The organism is Saccharomonospora piscinae, assembly GCF_005862235.1.
GTDB lineage: Bacteria > Actinomycetota > Actinomycetes > Mycobacteriales > Pseudonocardiaceae > Saccharomonospora > Saccharomonospora piscinae.
Genome location: NZ_VCEK01000001.1, coordinates 536,552 through 553,002, shown reverse-complemented (window position 1 = coordinate 553,002; position 16,451 = coordinate 536,552). Strand labels below are relative to the sequence as shown.

General features: G+C 72.0%; 16 protein-coding genes. 8 read left to right on the top strand and 8 right to left on the bottom strand.

Annotated features, from left to right (window positions below; all coding sequences use genetic code 11):
- Positions 1-77: 77 nt before the first annotated feature.
- Positions 78-1,781 carry an alpha/beta fold hydrolase gene (locus tag FFT09_RS02615; RefSeq protein ID WP_167305322.1) on the top strand — a complete coding sequence of 568 codons (1,704 nt, stop codon included), beginning with the start codon at positions 78-80 and terminating at the stop codon, positions 1,779-1,781.
- Between the two features lie 157 nt (positions 1,782-1,938).
- On the opposite strand, the gene FFT09_RS02610 is transcribed toward FFT09_RS02615, so the two are convergent.
- A complete protein-coding gene (locus FFT09_RS02610; protein ID WP_024874105.1) occupies positions 1,939-2,565 on the bottom strand; it encodes an IMPACT family protein in 627 nt (208 codons plus the stop codon).
- Between the two features lie 137 nt (positions 2,566-2,702).
- On the opposite strand from FFT09_RS02610, the gene FFT09_RS02605 reads away from it, so the two are divergent.
- Entirely contained in the window at positions 2,703-3,032 is a 330-nt protein-coding gene (locus FFT09_RS02605; protein ID WP_024874104.1) for a hypothetical protein, read from the top strand.
- A 159-nt stretch (positions 3,033-3,191) separates the two neighbouring features.
- On the top strand, positions 3,192-4,619 hold the full coding sequence (gene rox / locus FFT09_RS02600; RefSeq protein WP_208544341.1) for a rifampin monooxygenase: 1,428 nt from the start codon (positions 3,192-3,194) through the stop codon (positions 4,617-4,619).
- An 8-nt stretch (positions 4,620-4,627) separates the two neighbouring features.
- Here the strand turns inward: rox and FFT09_RS02595 are convergent, their stop codons facing one another.
- The 6 genes from FFT09_RS02595 to FFT09_RS02570 all read right to left on the bottom strand — a co-directional run bounded on the left by FFT09_RS02595 (position 4,628) and on the right by FFT09_RS02570 (position 9,671).
- Positions 4,628-5,320, bottom strand: a complete 693-nt coding sequence (locus FFT09_RS02595) for a lipoprotein (RefSeq protein ID WP_138381719.1) — start codon at positions 5,318-5,320, stop codon at positions 4,628-4,630.
- A 102-nt stretch (positions 5,321-5,422) separates the two neighbouring features.
- Positions 5,423-6,073 carry a trimeric intracellular cation channel family protein gene (locus tag FFT09_RS02590; protein ID WP_138381718.1) on the bottom strand — a complete coding sequence of 217 codons (651 nt, stop codon included), beginning with the start codon at positions 6,071-6,073 and terminating at the stop codon, positions 5,423-5,425.
- A 42-nt stretch (positions 6,074-6,115) separates the two neighbouring features.
- The gene (locus FFT09_RS02585; protein WP_081190581.1) at positions 6,116-6,874 is read right to left on the bottom strand and encodes an ABC transporter ATP-binding protein; all 759 of its coding nucleotides are present in this window, start codon (positions 6,872-6,874) and stop codon (positions 6,116-6,118) included.
- Complete coding sequence (locus tag FFT09_RS02580) at positions 6,871-7,812, bottom strand: ABC transporter substrate-binding protein (protein ID WP_244231188.1); 942 nt, start codon at positions 7,810-7,812, stop codon at positions 6,871-6,873. Before FFT09_RS02580 ends, FFT09_RS02585 begins: the two co-directional genes overlap by 4 nt.
- Positions 7,813-7,868: 56 nt before the next feature.
- Positions 7,869-8,885, bottom strand: coding sequence for a FecCD family ABC transporter permease (locus FFT09_RS02575; RefSeq protein ID WP_244231231.1), 1,017 nt, complete (start codon positions 8,883-8,885; stop codon positions 7,869-7,871).
- Positions 8,886-9,194: 309 nt separating this feature from the next.
- The gene (locus tag FFT09_RS02570) at positions 9,195-9,671 is read right to left on the bottom strand and encodes a Fur family transcriptional regulator (protein WP_138381716.1); all 477 of its coding nucleotides are present in this window, start codon (positions 9,669-9,671) and stop codon (positions 9,195-9,197) included.
- 118 nt (positions 9,672-9,789) lie between these two features.
- On the opposite strand from FFT09_RS02570, the gene FFT09_RS02565 reads away from it, so the two are divergent.
- From FFT09_RS02565 to FFT09_RS02550, 4 genes are all read left to right on the top strand, one after another.
- Entirely contained in the window at positions 9,790-10,626 is an 837-nt protein-coding gene (locus FFT09_RS02565; protein ID WP_244231186.1) for a UbiA family prenyltransferase, read from the top strand.
- 62 nt (positions 10,627-10,688) lie between these two features.
- A complete protein-coding gene (locus FFT09_RS02560; protein WP_244231183.1) occupies positions 10,689-11,435 on the top strand; it encodes a class I SAM-dependent methyltransferase in 747 nt (248 codons plus the stop codon).
- Positions 11,432-12,622, top strand: a complete 1,191-nt coding sequence (locus FFT09_RS02555) for an acyl-CoA dehydrogenase family protein (protein WP_138381714.1) — start codon at positions 11,432-11,434, stop codon at positions 12,620-12,622. Before FFT09_RS02560 ends, FFT09_RS02555 begins: the two co-directional genes overlap by 4 nt.
- Positions 12,616-13,668 carry a type III polyketide synthase gene (locus FFT09_RS02550; protein ID WP_138381713.1) on the top strand — a complete coding sequence of 351 codons (1,053 nt, stop codon included), beginning with the start codon at positions 12,616-12,618 and terminating at the stop codon, positions 13,666-13,668. Before FFT09_RS02555 ends, FFT09_RS02550 begins: the two co-directional genes overlap by 7 nt.
- A 90-nt stretch (positions 13,669-13,758) precedes the next feature.
- On the opposite strand, the gene FFT09_RS02545 is transcribed toward FFT09_RS02550, so the two are convergent.
- Positions 13,759-15,177, bottom strand: coding sequence for a S8 family peptidase (locus tag FFT09_RS02545; RefSeq protein WP_138381712.1), 1,419 nt, complete (start codon positions 15,175-15,177; stop codon positions 13,759-13,761).
- Between the two features lie 256 nt (positions 15,178-15,433).
- Between FFT09_RS02545 and FFT09_RS02540 the strand changes: the two genes are divergently transcribed.
- Positions 15,434-16,360, top strand: a complete 927-nt coding sequence (locus FFT09_RS02540) for a DUF3558 family protein (RefSeq protein WP_244231181.1) — start codon at positions 15,434-15,436, stop codon at positions 16,358-16,360.
- Positions 16,361-16,451: the final 91 nt, after the last annotated feature.

The window sequence follows — 16,451 nt, the reverse complement described above, 5'->3', positions numbered from 1 at the left end:
GCTTTGTTCTCGTCCGTCCACACACGAGAGAGGTATGCATGGTGCGCACGGTGAGAAGACCTAGGCGAGGTGCCCGGGTGGCACTCGCGTCCGGGGTGACGGTGACGCTCGCGCTGGGATTCGGCGTGGTCGCCAACGCGGGCGAGAACGCGCTCGCGGCGTTTCACACCCAGGAGCTCCAGTGGCAGCAGTGCGAGGAGCCGCAGCCCCTTCCGCCCTCGGAGCAACCGGACCGGGGCGTGATCGTCGATCCCTGGAAGGGGCAGTACAAGCACATGGAGTGCGCCACCGTGCTGGTACCCCTGAACTACGAGGAACCCGACGAGGGCAGGCTCCACATCGAGATCAGCCGGATCAAGGCGAAGGACCGGACGCAGCGGCAGGGCGTGCTGCTCCTCAACCCCGGCGGACCGGGGGCGGGCGGGCTGACGATGCCGCTGCAGACCCGGGAAACGGAACTCGCGGACTCCTTCGACCAGATCGGTTTCGACCCCCGGGGCACCGGGCGCTCCACGGCCCTGCTGTGCGAGCGCGTGGAGGACGTCCGGCCGCGCACCACCCGCCCGGACGATGAGCAGTTCGCCGCGTACACCAGCTACGCGCGGGCCAAGGAGGACGCCTGCGAGCGCGGAGGCGGCGGCATCCGGCCGTACATCAACACGGCCAACACCGCGCGGGACATGGACGTCATCCGCGCCGCGCTCGGCGAACCGAAAATCAACTATGTCGGCTACTCCTACGGAACCTACCTCGGCGCCGTCTACGGAAGCCTGTTTCCCGAACGGCTGAACCGCAGCGTGCTCGACTCGTCGATCCACCCGGACTGGATGTGGCGCGAGCAGGCACTGCAACAGTCGGTCGGCGTCCGGTTCAACGTCGAGCAGTGGGCCGCGTGGGTCGGCGACCGGGACGACACCTACCACTTGGGCGCCTCGCAGGAGGAGGTGCTGGCCACCACGGAGGCCCTGGCCGCCGAGCTGGCCGAGAAATCGGTGGAGCTCGAGCGGCCGGAGGACGACTGGTACCTACCGTGGCCGGACGAGTTCGACCGGGACCGGCTGGACTGGTTGCTCGCCCTGGCCACGCAGCAGCGGCCGATGTGGGACGTGACCGCCGAGGTCATCGCGGAGGTGCGCGACGCGGCGGAGCAGGACACGACCCTGTCGCGGGACACCACGGCGGCGGTCAGCAGGGTGCTGGCGGACGACGGCATTCCCAAGGTCGACCCCGGCGTGTACCACACGGTGACCTGCGAGGCCGACTGGCCGAGCGAGCTCGCCACGTACTACGACGACATGCGGCGTTACCGGGAGCGGTATCCCTACCGCGACGGCAACGGCAGTGGCGTGATCGGTGCCGCGCCGACGAACTGCACCTTCCGCTCCTTCACACCGCCCGAGCCCCTGGTCACGCTGGAGCGCGACGGCTATCCCACGGGAGTCGTGATCCAGGGCGACGGTGATCCCGCGACGCAGTACGCGGGCGGGCCCGCGATGGCCGACACGCTGAACCACCAGCTGATCTCCGTGCGCGACAGCGGCGCACACGGACACTTCGGCATCAACGCGTGTGTGACGGAACAGGTCAACGACTACCTGCTCCACGGAGTTCTGCCGCCGTCGCGGTCGGAGTGCGCCGCCGACCCGCGTCCCGACGTCCCAGCGGACGACGCGCCCGCGGCCGCGCGTGACTCCGGCGAGCAGGACCTGCCGGGCAAGGACGCCCGGGTTCGGGATGTGCTCGAGAACCGCTCGATCTGGCAGCCTCCCGCGCGCTCGTAGGATCCCTCTGCCAGGACCAGTCCGGCCGGACCCGCCCTGTGAGCGCCACAGCTCCGGGGCGGGCCTGGCCGGTGTGCCACTGTTGATCGGTCTTCGCCGCTGACGACGCTGAGCGCGAACCACTAGACCGCGACGACCACGAGGCACTGCCGAGTGCTCACGGCAGGTAGACGTCGCACGGACCGGCGTCCAGGACGTCGACCGGGGCGCCGGAGCCCTCGGCCAGCCACGCCTCGAACCCGGCCACGTCGCCGTCGGCCACGGCGACCGTGAACGTCACGTCCGCGCCGTACTCCACGTCGCGCAGCCGGTACGGCGACGTGCGCAGGTGGTGTTCCAGCCGTCCGGCTCGGTCGTGGGGGACCGCCACCAGCAGCGCGCGGTGGCGGACGCGGCGGAGCTCGCCGACCGTGTCGAGCGTCGCGGTCAACGCCCCCGAGTAGGCGCGGACCAGCCCACCGGCCCCGAGTTTGGTCCCGCCGAACCAACGGGACACGACGGCGACGACGTCGGTGAGGCCGCGCCGGGTCAGCACCTCCAGCATCGGGACTCCCGCCGTGCCGGAGGGTTCGCCGTCGTCGTTGCTGCGGGCGGTGAGCCCGCCGGTGCCGGGGTCGCCGATCCGCAGAGCGGTGCAGTGATGGCTCGCGGTCGGCCCGGCACGCCGGACCCGTGCGATGACCGCCGTGGCCTCGTCGACGTCGGAGACCCGCGCCACGGTGCAGCGAAACCGGGAGCGCTGAATCTCGATCTCGTGCTCGCCGTCGCGGGCGATCACCCGCATCGCCGCACCTCGATCACTCGCTCACCCGTTGTGTCCGGTTCTCCGTCCGCTCGATCCTACGTCGTCGTCACGTCGGCGGGACCGTGGCCGCGAGCCGGGGGAGTGTCAGACCGGCCTCGGTGGGTTACCCGTGGGGCATGACGGAGCTGACGAACTTCGTACTGGCCCGCTTGGACGACGACGAGCGCCGCTACGAGGACGGTGTGTTGCCCGCGCTGGACGAGGCCGAGCGCCGTGGCCGCCTCCGTCTGCTGCGCAGCGACGACGGCAGCGGACTGGTGCTGCTGCCCGGCCCGGTGCAGGTCGCCGAGGAGCGGGTGCCGGTGCCGTTTCCCGAGAAGGTCGCCTACCTGCGCCGGGAGATCCGCGAGCACGCCGACGCCGACACGGCGCGGCTTATCGCCTCCGTCTACGCGGCACACCCGGACTGGCGCGGCGACTGGGAGTCCGCCAGCCCCGGAGGCTGAGATCAACGGGGACCACTGAGACCATCTACACGGGATTCGGCGGACGAACTCCCCGCCATCTTCAACGTATAGCGCACCCCGGGGCTTGCGGCAAGACCCACCTCGTGCTCCACACTCACCGCGTCACAGCCCGACCAAGGGGAATCAGGGGTATTCGACGTGGAGTTCGACGTCATCGTCGTCGGTGGGGGTCCGACCGGTCTGATGCTGGCCGGTGAGTTGCGCCTGCACGGCGTGCGCGTGGTGGTGCTGGAGCGGGAACCGGAACCGCTTCCGCACGTCCGCGCGCTCGGCCTGCACGCGCGCAGCATCGAGATCATGGACCAGCGCGGTCTGCTGGACCGCTTTCTGGAGCACGGCACGCGGTACCCGCTCGGCGGGTTCTTCGCGGCGATTCCCGCGCCCGCGCCGGAGCTGCCGGACACCGCCCACGACTACGTGCTCGGCATCCCGCAGACCACCACCGACCGGCTGCTGGAGGAGTACGCGCGCGAGCTCGGCACGCGGATCCGGCGCGGTGCCGAACTCACCGGGCTGCGCCAGGACGGCGGCGGGGTGAGCGCCGAGCTGGCCGACGGCACCCGGCTGCGGGCGCGGTACCTCGTCGGCTGCGACGGTGGCCGCAGCACCGTGCGCACGCTCGCCGGCATCGGCTTTCCCGGCGAGCCAAGCCGGGTCGAGACGCTGCTCGGTGAGATGGAGGTGGGTGTGCCGCAGGAGACGGTGCTGGCCGCCGTGGCCGAGGTGCGCGAGACCGAGCTGCGGTTCGGGCTCGGACCGCTCGGCGACGGGGTCTACCGCGTGGTGGTGCCCGCCGAGGGCGTGGCCGCGGACCGCTCGACCTCGCCGACCCTCGACGAGTTCCGGGCGCGGCTACGGGCGTTCGCTGGTACCGACTTCGGCGTGCACTCGCCGCGCTGGCTGTCCCGCTTCGGCGACGCGACCCGGCTCGCCGAGCGCTACCGGGACGGCCGCGTGCTGCTCGCGGGCGACGCGGCGCACGTTCACCCGCCGACCGGGGGCCAGGGCCTCAACCTCGGCATCCAGGACGCGGTGAACCTCGGCTGGAAGCTCGCCGCCGAGGTCGCGGGCCGGGCGCCCGACGGCCTGCTCGACACCTACGAGGCCGAACGGCGTCCGGTGGCCGCCGACGTGCTCGACAACACCCGCGCGCAGATGGAACTGCTGTCCAGCGCACCGGGACCACGGGCGGTGCGGAGGCTGGTGACGGAGCTGCTGAGCTTCGAGCAGGTGAACCGGTATCTGACCGAGAAGGTCACCGCGATCGGTGTGCGCTACGACTTCGGTGAGGGGCACGCCCTGCTCGGGCGGCACCTGCGGGACGTCGTCCTGACCCGGGGCCGCCTCTACGCGCTGCTGCGCACCGGGCGCGGACTGCTGCTCGACCAGACCGGCGAGCTCTCGGTCGCAGGCTGGGCCGACCGGGTCGACCACGTCGTCGACACCAGCGACGAGCTGGACGTGCCCGCCGTGCTGCTCCGGCCGGACGGGCACGTCGCGTGGGCGGGCCGGGACCAGCGGGAACTGCTCGACGTGCTGCCCCGGTGGTTCGGCTCCGCAGCCTGACCCGATGCCTACCTGCTCGCCCTCACGGTGTCGAGGGCGAGCAGGTAGCCGGGGACCATGGCTTCGTGCTCGATGAGGTCGAAACCACTGAACTCGATCACGGCCGTGTGCTCGGCGGCGGGCACGACGACGGCGCGCGTGCGGCGGTTCTCCTCCAGCAGGTCCGAGTAGGTGAGCACCGTGCCCTCGACCGTCTCGGCGGCACCGGCCTGGGCGTCGCGGTAGCTCTCGTCGGTGATGCGCTCCGACGAGTCCTCCTCGAGGAACGTGCGCAGCGTGTCCTCCAGATCCCGCGGCTGCTCGTCGCTGATCCACACCCGGAGGTGGCCGACCGCACCCGCGGGCCCGGCGTCGATCTCGCAGCGCACGGCGAAGCTGCCGTTGGTGGTGAGCGCGGCGAACTCCTCGCTTTCGGTGTCGGAGAAGTCCAGAGCCTCCGCCTGCCACCCCTCGGCGACGTCGAACGTGACGGGCAGCGGGCACGGGCTGTCGTCGCCACCGACCGTGCCGCCGGCGCTGGCGGGGGAGACGGTGTCGTACCAGGTGTCGTCGGTGTTGTCGCCCCCGGGGTTTGACGCGGCGGTGGATGCGCCGGTGCCGCCGTCGTCGCCGGGGGAGCCGTCCGGCTCCGTGCCACACGCCGTGAGTGCCGTCGTGACGAGGGCGGCCGTGAGAACTCCGCGCGCGAAGCGTGCCAACACCGGGACATCCTTCCACTGATGATCTTGGGGTCGGTGGAAGTCTGCCATCGACGGCGCCCGCTGGTGGTGGTTTCGCGGCGATTGCCCGGTTGTTCGACGCCGTCAGCGGTCCGGTTCGTCCGCCGCTCCGCGCAGCCGGTGTTGCCGGGGTCGCGGCACCCGCAGGTTGAAGCGCACGCCGAGCATGCGAATGGTGAAGGCGATCGCCGCTGGCACCAGTGCGCCGACGAGCTCGGGGAGGTCGAGCTGGAGTGCCGCGACCGCGAGGGCCGCGCCCACCAGAGCGGGGACCGCGTAGAAGTCGCTGGTCAGCACCGTGGGGACGCGCTGCACCACGACGTCTCGCAGCGTGCCGCCGCCGACGGCGGTGATGACGCCGAGCAGCACGGCCTGCACACCGCCCAGACCGGCGTCGAGCGCCTTGCTGGCCCCGGTCACGCAGAACACGCTCAACCCGATGGCGTCGAAGACGGTGATGAGCCGGGTGAAGCGTTCGAGCTCCACGCTGAGCAGGAAGGCGAGCAGCGCTCCGCCCGCCGCGGCCGCGAGGTAGCGGAGGTCGCCGAAGGTGGCGGGCGGCACGTTGATCAGAAGGTCCCGCAGAATCCCGCCGCCCAGCGCGGTCATCATGCCCAGCACCAGCACACCGATCAGGTCGAGCCGGGCGGCCCGCGCGGCGGTCAGCGCGCCGTTGAGGGCGAACGCGAACGTGCCGAGCAGGTCCAGAACGAGGATCACGGGGGACTGGAGCATGCCGCCCAGTCTGCGGGTGCCCGGCCGCCCCGGCGTGCCCGCCTACCGCAACGGCCGGAACAACAGGTGTAGTTCACCGTCGGTGGACACGCGCCGCACACCGATGCCGTAGACGGGTTCGAGGACCTCCGGGCACAACACCGTCGCCGGTGTCCCGGTGGCCTGGACCGCACCGTGATCGAGCAGGACCACCTCGTCGCAGTAGCGGGCGGCGAGGTTGAGGTCGTGCAGCACCACGACGGTGGTGACGTCGAGGGTGCGCACGAGTTGCAGTATCTCGTGCTGATAGCGGATGTCGAGATGGTTGGTGGGCTCGTCGAGCAGAAGGTGGTCGGCCTGCTGGGCGAGCGCTCTGGCGATGAGCACCCGCTGCTTCTCCCCGCCCGAGAGCCCCGCGAAGACGCGGTCGGCCAGGTCACGGACCCCGACGCGGGACAACGCCGCCGCGGCGATCCGGTAGTCCTGCAGGGAATGCCGCTGGAAGGTCCCCAGGTGCGGCGAGCGCCCCAGCAGGACGGTCTCGGCCACGGTGAGCGGCAGCTCGCCCGAACCCTCCTGCACGACGACGGCGAGCCGTCTGGCGAGCTCGCGCTGGGGCACCGTCCCCAGCGGGCTGTCGTCGAGGCTGACCAGCCCGGCGCGCGGCGTGAGCGCGGCGTAGAGGGTGCGCAGCAGGGTGGTCTTGCCGCTGCCGTTGGGGCCGATCAGCCCCACCACCTGGCCCCGCTCGGCCGTGACGCGCACGCCGTCGAGCACGAGCGTGTCGCCGTAGGCGAAGACGACGTCCTCCGCGGTGATCATGAGCCGTGTCCGACGGTGGTGTGGATCCGTTCCAGGCCGTCCACCGACAGCGGCGTGGGCGGCTCGGTGAAATTGAACAGCTGGACCAGGACGTCGTCCTCGCGCACCGCGGTGAGCGCGTCCGCGCCGGGCAGGGTCACGATCGCATCCCGGACGGCTCGCGGCTCACCGTCGGTGTGGAGCAGCACGAGCACGTCCGGGTCCTTCGCTATGACGTCCTCCAGTGTCACCTCGAACACGCGGTCGCCGACCCCGGCGTAGACGTTGGTGAGCCCGGCTGTCTCCAACTGCGGGTGGGCCATGCTCGCCCTGCCGTAGGCGTAGACGGTGCCGCCCCCGACCGTCGGATACAGCACGGCGGCCGTGCGCTCCGGCCCGCCCGCCACCTCCCGCTCGACGGCGGCGACCCGTTCGCGCAGGGACGCCACCAGCTCCCCTGCCTCGGCCTGCCGGTCGAAAAGGCGCCCGTAGGTGGTGACGTGGTCGGCCACGTCGTCGAAGGTCGTGGCACCACCACCCTCCGGGCACATCGTGGGGTGAACCAGCACGTCGATGCCGACGGCGGCGAGGCTCTCGCGGCTGATGCCGTCGGGCAGGCCCAGCACCAGATCCGGCTGCTGACCGATGATCACCTCCCGGGAGATCTGCAGATGGCCGCTGGCGTCCAGTTCCTCACCCAGCGACGGGATGTCCCGGATGGCGGCGTTGGTCCCGGCGTCGTAGTACTCGGGCGGGAACGCGCCCGCGCGCAGGACCACCGAGTCGAGCGCACCGAGCGCGCGCAGGGTGCTCACGGGTGCGCTCTCCAGCAGGATCACGCGCTCGGGCGGGGCGTCGAGGGTGACCTCGGCGCCGCAGTTGGTGAGCGTCAGCGGGTCGTCGGTGGCGGGTGTCGGCCCGGCGGGGGCGCCGCAGGCGGCGAGCACGCACGCGCTCAAGGCGAGTGGTAGGCGGGCAGGTCGGTGGGCGGCGCGCATCGGTTCCTCCGGCGGTCTCAGGTGGTGGTCGCGTGGAAGCGCCGGACCAGGACGAGCAGGAACGGCGCACCGACGAGCGCGGTGATGATCCCGATGGGAAGCTCCCGGGGAACGAGCAGCACCCGCGCCACGACATCGGCCCAGACGAGGAACACGGCGCCGATCAGCGCGGCCACGGGAACGCAGCGCCCGTGGGCCGCGCCGACGAAACGGCGCGCGACGTGGGGGATGACCAGCCCGACGAAGCCGATGCCCCCGGAGGCGGCCACGACCGCGCCGACGCAGAGCGAGACCACGGCCAGCAGCAGCACCCGGAAACGGGTCGGTGACACCCCCAGCGTGTGTGCGGTCTCGTCGCCGACCGCCAGCGCGTCGAGGCGGCGACTCCAGATCAGGAGCGCGGCGACGGTCCCGCAGACGATCACCAGTACCGCCGCCAGCGGCATGCCCCAGCTGGCCAGGCCCAGGGAGCCGAGCAGCCAGAACAGGACCGACCGGGCACCCTCGGCGGAGTCCGACGCGAAAATCAGAAAGCTCGTGGCGGCGTAGAGCGCGTAGCCGACGGCGACCCCGGCCAGCAGCAGGCGCAGCGACGTGATGCGGCCACCCGCGCGGGCCACGACGAAGACGACCACGGACGCCCCGAGCGCACCGGCGAACGCGCTGAGTGCCAGCGCGTGCTCCCCGAGGCCCGCGCCGAATCCGAAGAGGATCGCCCCGGCCGCCCCCGTCGAGGCTCCCGAACTGACGCCGAGCAGGTACGGATCGGCGAGCACGTTGCGCACCATGGCCTGCAACGCCACCCCGCAGACGGCGAGCCCGGCGCCGACCGCGGCCCCGAGCAGCACGCGCGGCAGACGCACCTGCCAGACGATCGAGTCCTGCGCGAGTGTCGCGCCGCCGGCGGGCGTGCCGAGGACGTGGTGGCCGATGATCGAGACCACGGTCGAGGGCGGTATCCCCACCGCGCCGAGGCAGACGGCGAACACGACAGTGACGACCAAACCGAGGCCGAGACCGGTGAGCCAGAGCAGGCTCCGTCGTCGCCGGGGGGTCTGGCCGAGATCGTCGGCCTGCTGATCCTGTTGACCGTGCCGACTGTGCTGACCGTCGAGGGAACGGGCGTGTGCGGACAACGTCAAGGCCGCTGCCTCCCTCGGATCGGTCGGACGGGCCCGGGGTGCGAGCGTCAGAGGGCTGTGCCGGGTAGTGCCGTGGTGCCACACGCAGTGAAGGTGGCCTTCGCTGCACGACAGCGTCGCAACTGCGACTTTGTCGCGTCAAGGTCCGTTGCGGTGACGTGGACCGGGGCATCGCCCCCATCACCCCATCACGGGCACCCGCTAGCCTGTGGCGTCGCGGCACTCCCGGCAGCGGCCGGACAGGGCGACCTGGGCGGGGTCGAGTTCGAACTCACTCTCCCGCGCGAGCCGTTCCACCACCGGCGCGAGCAGGTCGCCGGGCAGGTCGACGATTCGCCCACACCCGCGGCAGCTCGCGTGCAGGTGTCCGTTCGCCGCCGTGCCGGGCGTGAGGTGGTAGGTACTGGCCCCGCCCCCGATGTGGACGTGCGTCACCACACCGAGTTCCGACAGCGTCTCCAGCGTCCGGTACACGGTGGCGCGGTGGATGGCGGGGTAGCGTGCCCGCACGCGCTCGGCCAGCTGCTCCGCGCTGGGATGCCCGCCGATCTGTGCCAACGCCTCGATCACCGCGCTGCGCGCCCCGGTGATCCGGTGCCCGTGGGAGCGCAACTGGTCGAGCACGAAAGCGACGGCCTCGTCCGGCTGCATTCCCAGAGCGTGTGCGTGCGCGGTCATGCCCCAGTCTCGCCTGCGTCACCCGCTTTCGGCCAGCAGCCGGGTCGCGCCCGGGCCCGCACTGGCTGGCCTGCTCGCCCGGTGGGCGGTGCGAGCCCGCCGTGTCAGACTGCGGTGCGTGGGAGGTCCCGCAGCACGTGCGATGGCGTTGGTCCGCGCCAGTCACCCGGAACCGACCGTGGTCGTCACCGCCGTCGCCGTGGGGCTGGCACTGAGCACCGGACGCGACGGCAGCGGAGTGGTGGCGGTGGCGGTGGCCGTGCTGTCGGGGCAGCTGTCGGTCGGGTGGCTCAACGACTACCTCGACGCCGACCGCGACCGGCTCGCCGGGCGGAAGGACAAACCCGTGGTGGCTTGCGGCGTCTCGCGGCGGGCATTGGGTGTGGCGACGGTGATCGCCGCGCTCGTGTGCGTGCCCGCGTCGCTGGCGTCGGGGATGGTGGCGGGGGCGGTTCACCTGGTGGCCGTGGCCTCGGCGTGGGTCTACAACGCCGGTGTCAAGTCGACGCCGCTGTCGGTGCTGCCGTACGCGCTGTCGTTCGGGCTGCTACCCACATTCGTGGTCCTCGGGCTTCCCGGTGCGCCCGCGCCGCCCTGGTGGCTGCCGGTCGCCGGTGCGCTGCTCGGCGCGGGAGCGCATTTCACCAACGTGCTGCCTGACCTCACGGCCGACGCGGCGACCGGTGTCCACGGGCTGCCGCACCGGCTCGGCGCCGTGGGCAGCCGCACGGCGGCGGCGACGCTGCTGCTGACCGCGTCGGTGATCCTCGCGGTCACGGCGCCGGTGGAGCCGCTTGTGGCGGCGGGAGTCCCCGTGCTCGCGACGGCCGTGCTGGCGACCGGTTTCCTCCTGGGGCGTGCCGCAGGGTCGCACGCATCGTTCCGCGCGGTGCTGGTGGTCGCGCTGCTCGACCTGGCGTTGCTGGTCGCGGCCGGTCACACGATCGTGGCGTGAGTGCTTCACCGTGACGGTTTCCGAGGCCAGCCGACATCGTCGCGATCGGCCACACTGCGGAGGTGCTTGCCTTACCGGACGTCCGGATGTGGCGGTCTTCCCACCCGGAGTCGCCCCGGGGCCGCAACGACCCGGCGCAGTACGACGACCTCGCCGCGGAGTGGTGGCGTCCCCGTGGGGCCTTCGCGGCGCTGCACTGGCTGGCCGCGGCGAGGGCGGCCCTGGTGCCACCGGCCGGCCGTCCCGGCGCCGTGCTGGTCGACCTCGGCTGTGGGGCGGGGCTTCTGGCTCCGCACCTGGAAGGCAAGGGTTTCCACCACATCGGGGTGGATCTTGGTTCCTCCGCGCTGCTGCAGGCCGCCCGGCACGGGGTGACTCCCGTCCGCGGTGACGTGCTGAACGTGCCGCTGCGCGATGGTTGCGCGGACGTGGTCAGCGCGGGGGAGATCCTCGAACACGTCGATGACCTGCCGACGGTGGTCGGCGAAGCCTGCCGGCTGCTCCGTACCGGAGGACTGCTGGTGATCGACACGCTGGCCGCGACGGCGCTGGCGCGTTTCCTCGCGGTGACGGTGGCCGAGCGGATACCGGGTGGCCCTCCACCGGGTATTCACGATCCGGCATTGTTCGTCGACCGCGCCGCGCTCGTGCGCCAGTGCGCGGCGCACCGCGTGACCCTGCGACTGCGGGGAATCAGGCCGAGCCTCACCGATCTGGCGCGCTGGCTGGCCGGACGCACCGAGCGGGTCCGCATGCGACCGGCACCGACCACGGCGGTGCTCTTCCAGGCCGTGGGGCGACGGCGATGACGAGCGCGGACCGGGTGAGCCCCGTGGTGACCGCGCGCGACCTGGCTCCGGCGCTGGCGCACCGCGCCGCGGAGTACGACGAGACGGGAGCCTTCCCCCGGGAGGACTTCGACGCACTGCGCGCGGCAGGGCTGCTGGGGCTGATGGTGCCCCCGCGGCTCGGTGGTTGCGGAGCCCGCTTCACCGACTACGCCGACGTCGCGAGCGTGCTCGCCACCGGATCGGGTGCGACCGCTCTGATCTTCAACATGCACGCCTCGGTGACGGGCTCGTTGGCGCACACACCGGACGAGGTGGCCCGGTCGATGGGAGCCCCGCCGAGCTACTTCGCCGCTCGTGACCGCATTCTCGCCGACGCCGCAGCCGGTGCTCTCTACGCCGTGGCCATGAGCGAACGCGGTGCGGGCTCCCGGCTGTCGCGGCTGACGACCCGCTACGAGCGAACGGACGGGGGGTTCCACCTCACGGGTTCCAAGGCGTTCGTGTCCGCTGCCGGTCACGCCGACGCGTACCTGGTGGCGGCGCGGGCCGCGGAAACCGGGGTGGACAGTGAGCCGGTCGTGTCGTACTTCCTCGTCCCGGCCTGCGCCGGAGTGACCGTCGAACCGACGTGGAACTCACTGGGTATGCGGGCCACCGGCAGCCACGACCTGCACCTGGACGTCACCGTTCCCGCCGACGCTCTCCTCGGCGGTGTCGAGGGGCTCACCCTGCTACTGGCGCAGGTCATGCCGCACTGGCTGGTCGCGTCCTATGCGGCGGTCTACGTCGGGGTGGCACAGTCCGCGATCGACGCCGCCTCGGCACACCTGACCGAGCGAGGTCTGCAGCACCTGCCCGCCGCGCGAGCCCGGATCGGCCGAGCGGACGCGGCGGTGGCGGCGGCCCGCCTCACCGTCACCGAGGCCGCATGGCGGGTCGACACCGATCCCGGCGCGGAGGAGACACGCCGGTGGGCGTGGCGCGCGAAACTGCTCGCCGGTGACACCGCCGCCCAGGTCGCCACCAGCATGCTCGAGGCCGCGGGCACCTCGGCCACCCGCCGTGGCCACGCCCTCGAACGACTTTTCCGCGACGCCCGATGTGGCGCGCTGCAACCACCGACCTCGGACGTCTGCGCCGACTGGCTCGGGGTCGCGGCACTGGGCGGCGATCCCGACCGGGATACGGCAGTTCCTCGATGGTGAGCACCACCGCCCACATCACCGGATTCGGGAGTGCGCTGCCCGAGTGCGTCGGCCAGGACGTGCTGTGGGAGGGGTTCTTCGCTCGTCACTTCGCGGGCGCCGAGGCCGCGGGGCGGGTGTTTCGCTCCGCGCGGGTCCGCCGCCGTCACACAGCGGTGAACCCGCTGGTCGAGGACGTGTCGACGTGGTCAACCGGTGCCCGGATGCGGCGCTACGCCCAGGAGGCGCCTCCGCTGGGAGTGGGTGCGGTCGCCGCCGCGCTGGCCGACAGCGGTCTGGCCGCCGAGGACGTCGGCCTGTTGGCGGTGGCCTCCTGCACCGGCTACACCACGCCGGGACTGGACATCCGGGTCACCGCCGATCTCGGGATGACGCCCGACGTCCAGCGGCTGTTGATCGGCCACATGGGTTGCCACGCCGCGATCCCGGGACTCGGCGCGGTCGCGGACTTCGTGTCGTCGCGGGACAGGGCAGCGGTACTGCTGTGCCTGGAACTCACTTCCCTGCACCTGCAACCGGCCACCGAAAGCCTGGACCAAGCCGTGGCGCACTCCCTGTTCAGCGACGCGGCGGCGGCGGTGGTCGTGCAGCCGGGGCCCCGAAACGGGGGGCTCGCGGTCGTGGACATCGCGGCGTTGACCGACCCGGCAGGCGCGGACCACATGACCTGGAACGTCACCGACCTCGGCTTCCGCATGGGGCTGTCGCCCCGCGTTCCGGACGTGCTGTCCCGCCACGTCGCCCCGATGATCACCGAACTGCTCGCGCGGCACGGCCTGACCACGGCGGACGTCGACGCCTGGGCCGTACACCCGGGAGGACCTCGCATCCTGGAGGCCGTGCGCGGCGGACTGACGTTGCCCGACGCCGCTCTCGCGGAGTCCCGGCACGTTCTGGCCGAGCACGGCAACTGCTCCTCCGCGACGGTGCTGCTCGTGCTCAGCGCGTTGCGCGCCGCCTGCCGCCCCCGGGTGGGACGGTACGGGGTCGCGATGGCCTTCGGCCCCGGCCTGACCCTCTACGCCGCACTGGTTCACGCCACCTGACGTCGCCGTTGGACGCTGTCCGGCGCCGACGTGGTGCGCACGGCGTCACCGGGCGGGACGGGTGGGTCTCGCCCGTCCCGCCCGTGTCGGCTACCGCACCGCGGCCAGTGCGTTGACCATTCCCCGGCCGTAGAACGAGTTGTTCGCGGCCGGTCCGTCGCAGCGGTCGTCGTCACCACACGCGACGCGGTCCGCCTTGGCCCGCAGCAGCGCCGCCGTGGCCTGCGGCGGGATGTGCGGGTGGCGGCTCGCGATCAGCGCGGCCACTCCGGCGGCGTGCGGCGAGGCCATGGACGTACCGCACTTTGTGCCGTACTGCCCGCCCGCCACGCTCGACAGGACGCAGCCCGCCCCTTCACCCTCGGGCGGGAGCTGGGCGAAGTCGCCGCCCGGCGCGGTCACGTCGACCTCGCCGGTGCCGTAGTTGCTGAACGAGGACTTGGTGCCCTCGTAGCCGACGGACGAGGTGGTCACCACGCCGTCGAGGCCCTTGGGCAGGATGGCGCAGCCACCGTCCACCGGGTGCCCTCGGTTGGGGTCCGTCTCCGGCGGGTTCGCCAGATCGAAGTTGCTGTTGCCCGCCGCCGCGACGTTGAGCACGCCCTCCCTCTGGGAGTGGGCGACCGCGCGCCGCACCGCCTCGTAGGCCGCCGAGTCACCCGGCTGAGTCGGGCAGTAGAACATGCCCGGGTCGATGTAGTAGCTGTTGTTGGTCACCTCGAAGCCGTGCTCGGCCGCCCACATGAAGCCGCAGACCGCCGCCTCCGGGTAGATGTAGCCGCTGTCGTTGACGACCTTCACCGACGCCATGCGCACGCCCGGTGCGACCCCGGTGAAGTCCCGGTCGGTGTCGCGGCCCGCGATCGTGCCCGCGACGTGGGTGCCGTGGTCGGAGGTCGTCGGGCTCCACGCCGCCGGGTCCGTGTCGGGGGCGCCGCTGTTGCACCCGGCGGAGGTCGCGGGGTCGAGTGACTCCGCGAGGGCGGGGTGCGTGGGCTCGATGCCGGAGTCGAGCACGCCCACCGTCACCGAGGCACTGCCCTCGTTCACGGCGTTGGCCTCCGGCGCCTGGATCATGCGCATGTCCCACTGCTGGTCCGAGAGATCGGCGGCCGCCACGACCTCGACGGTCTCCTCGGTCTCGATCTCGGCGCGGGCCTGCGCGCGAGCCGCCGCGCTCGACGCGGACGGGAGCGCGACTTCCCGGGAACCGGAGTAGGCGCGGTGGGTTCCCAGCCGCTCAGCGAAGTCGGCGTTTCGGGAGCTGGCCACGGCCACGCCGATCTCCCGGTAGTACGCGACCCGGTCGCCGCACTGTGCGTCGAGTTCGCGGTCGACGGCCGCCTCCGGCGTGCCCGCCTGATACAGCACGACGTAGTTGTAGGGCGTGCTCGTGGTGTCGCACTCCTGCGCCCCGGCGGGAGCGGCGGTGGCCACGGGCGCGGCCAGCACGCCACCGACGCCGAGCGCCAGCGCGGTGGGAAGGAGCAGGGATCTGAAGCGGGACATGCCACCTCCGGCTCAGGGTTGAACAGCACTGTCTGAAGTCACACAGTCGGGTGAACTTTAGACAAGACCGCGGGGAATTCCTGCCGCCGGAAGTCGTAGGCCGAATGGCCGAGAAGTGGGTGCGGAACAAAGGGGAGAGCGCTGGTGTCTCGGCGAACTTTCATGATCATCACGAGAGCGTCACGGGCGTGACGGCACTCGTCCCGGGATCGATACACGAACCGTGCTCAAGAAACAATCAGGACTTATCGCCGCCGTGGCGGCAGTGACGCTGACCGCGTCGTGTGCTACGTCGGAGGACCAGCAGTCCGACACCACGGACACCCCCAGCTCCGCCGCGCAGCCGCCGCTGACCGCGGAGGCCGCCCTCGGCGACCTCGCCGCGGTGGACTTCTGTGCCCTGCTCGACCCGAGGACGATCGAGGAAGCGGAGGGCACGATCGACTTCGAGCGGCCGGGCTTCTCGCACTGCCTCGTCGGCGTCGACACCCCCGACGCGACCATGACCCTCACGGTCGGCAACCTCTACGACGAGTCGCAACAGACCGTCTGGCCCACGGAGGACGAGGAACTGTCGCGTGGCCTGCACCGGCAGAGCATCGACAGCGAGATCGGCTGCCTGCGGGCACTCGTGTTCGGCGACGACATCGGCCTGACGATCGCGGCCCGGGAACTGGAAGGCGCCGAGCAGGGCGAGCCGGAGGCGACCTGCCGGATCGCCGACGCCGCGACCGACGGCGTCCAGTCGGCCGCGCTGTCCGACGAGGTGTTCACGCACTCGTTCCAGCCGGGTTCGCTCGCGGAGATCGAGCCGTGCTCCCTGCTCGACGACGCGGACGCCGCCGACGTGCTCGGCGACGGAGTCGCCGCGCAGGAAGCGGTCGGCGGGCACGGATGCACGTGGCCCGCCATGACGGACGCCTCCGCCGAGCTGAGCTTCGACGTCGCGCTCCAGCCCGACCTGACCGACTTCGCCGACGAGATCGCGGGACGGCCCACGATGACGGCGACCCTCGGCGACTTCGGCTGCGAGGTCTCGACCCCGCACATCGCGTTCTCCGCCGATGACCCGAACGAACGCGAGGTGGTCGCGGTGTCGGTCACGGCCTCCGAGATGGACCCCTGCGCCGCCGCCTCGGAACTGGCCGGACTCGTCTGGCCGGAGTTGCCTGAGAGCCCCTAACACATTGGCGTTCGATCAGGGAGCGGCGGCCAGGCGGTGCGTCGCAAGGCGGAGGGGCGTCCGCGTACTGGAAGTACGTGGGCGATCCTCC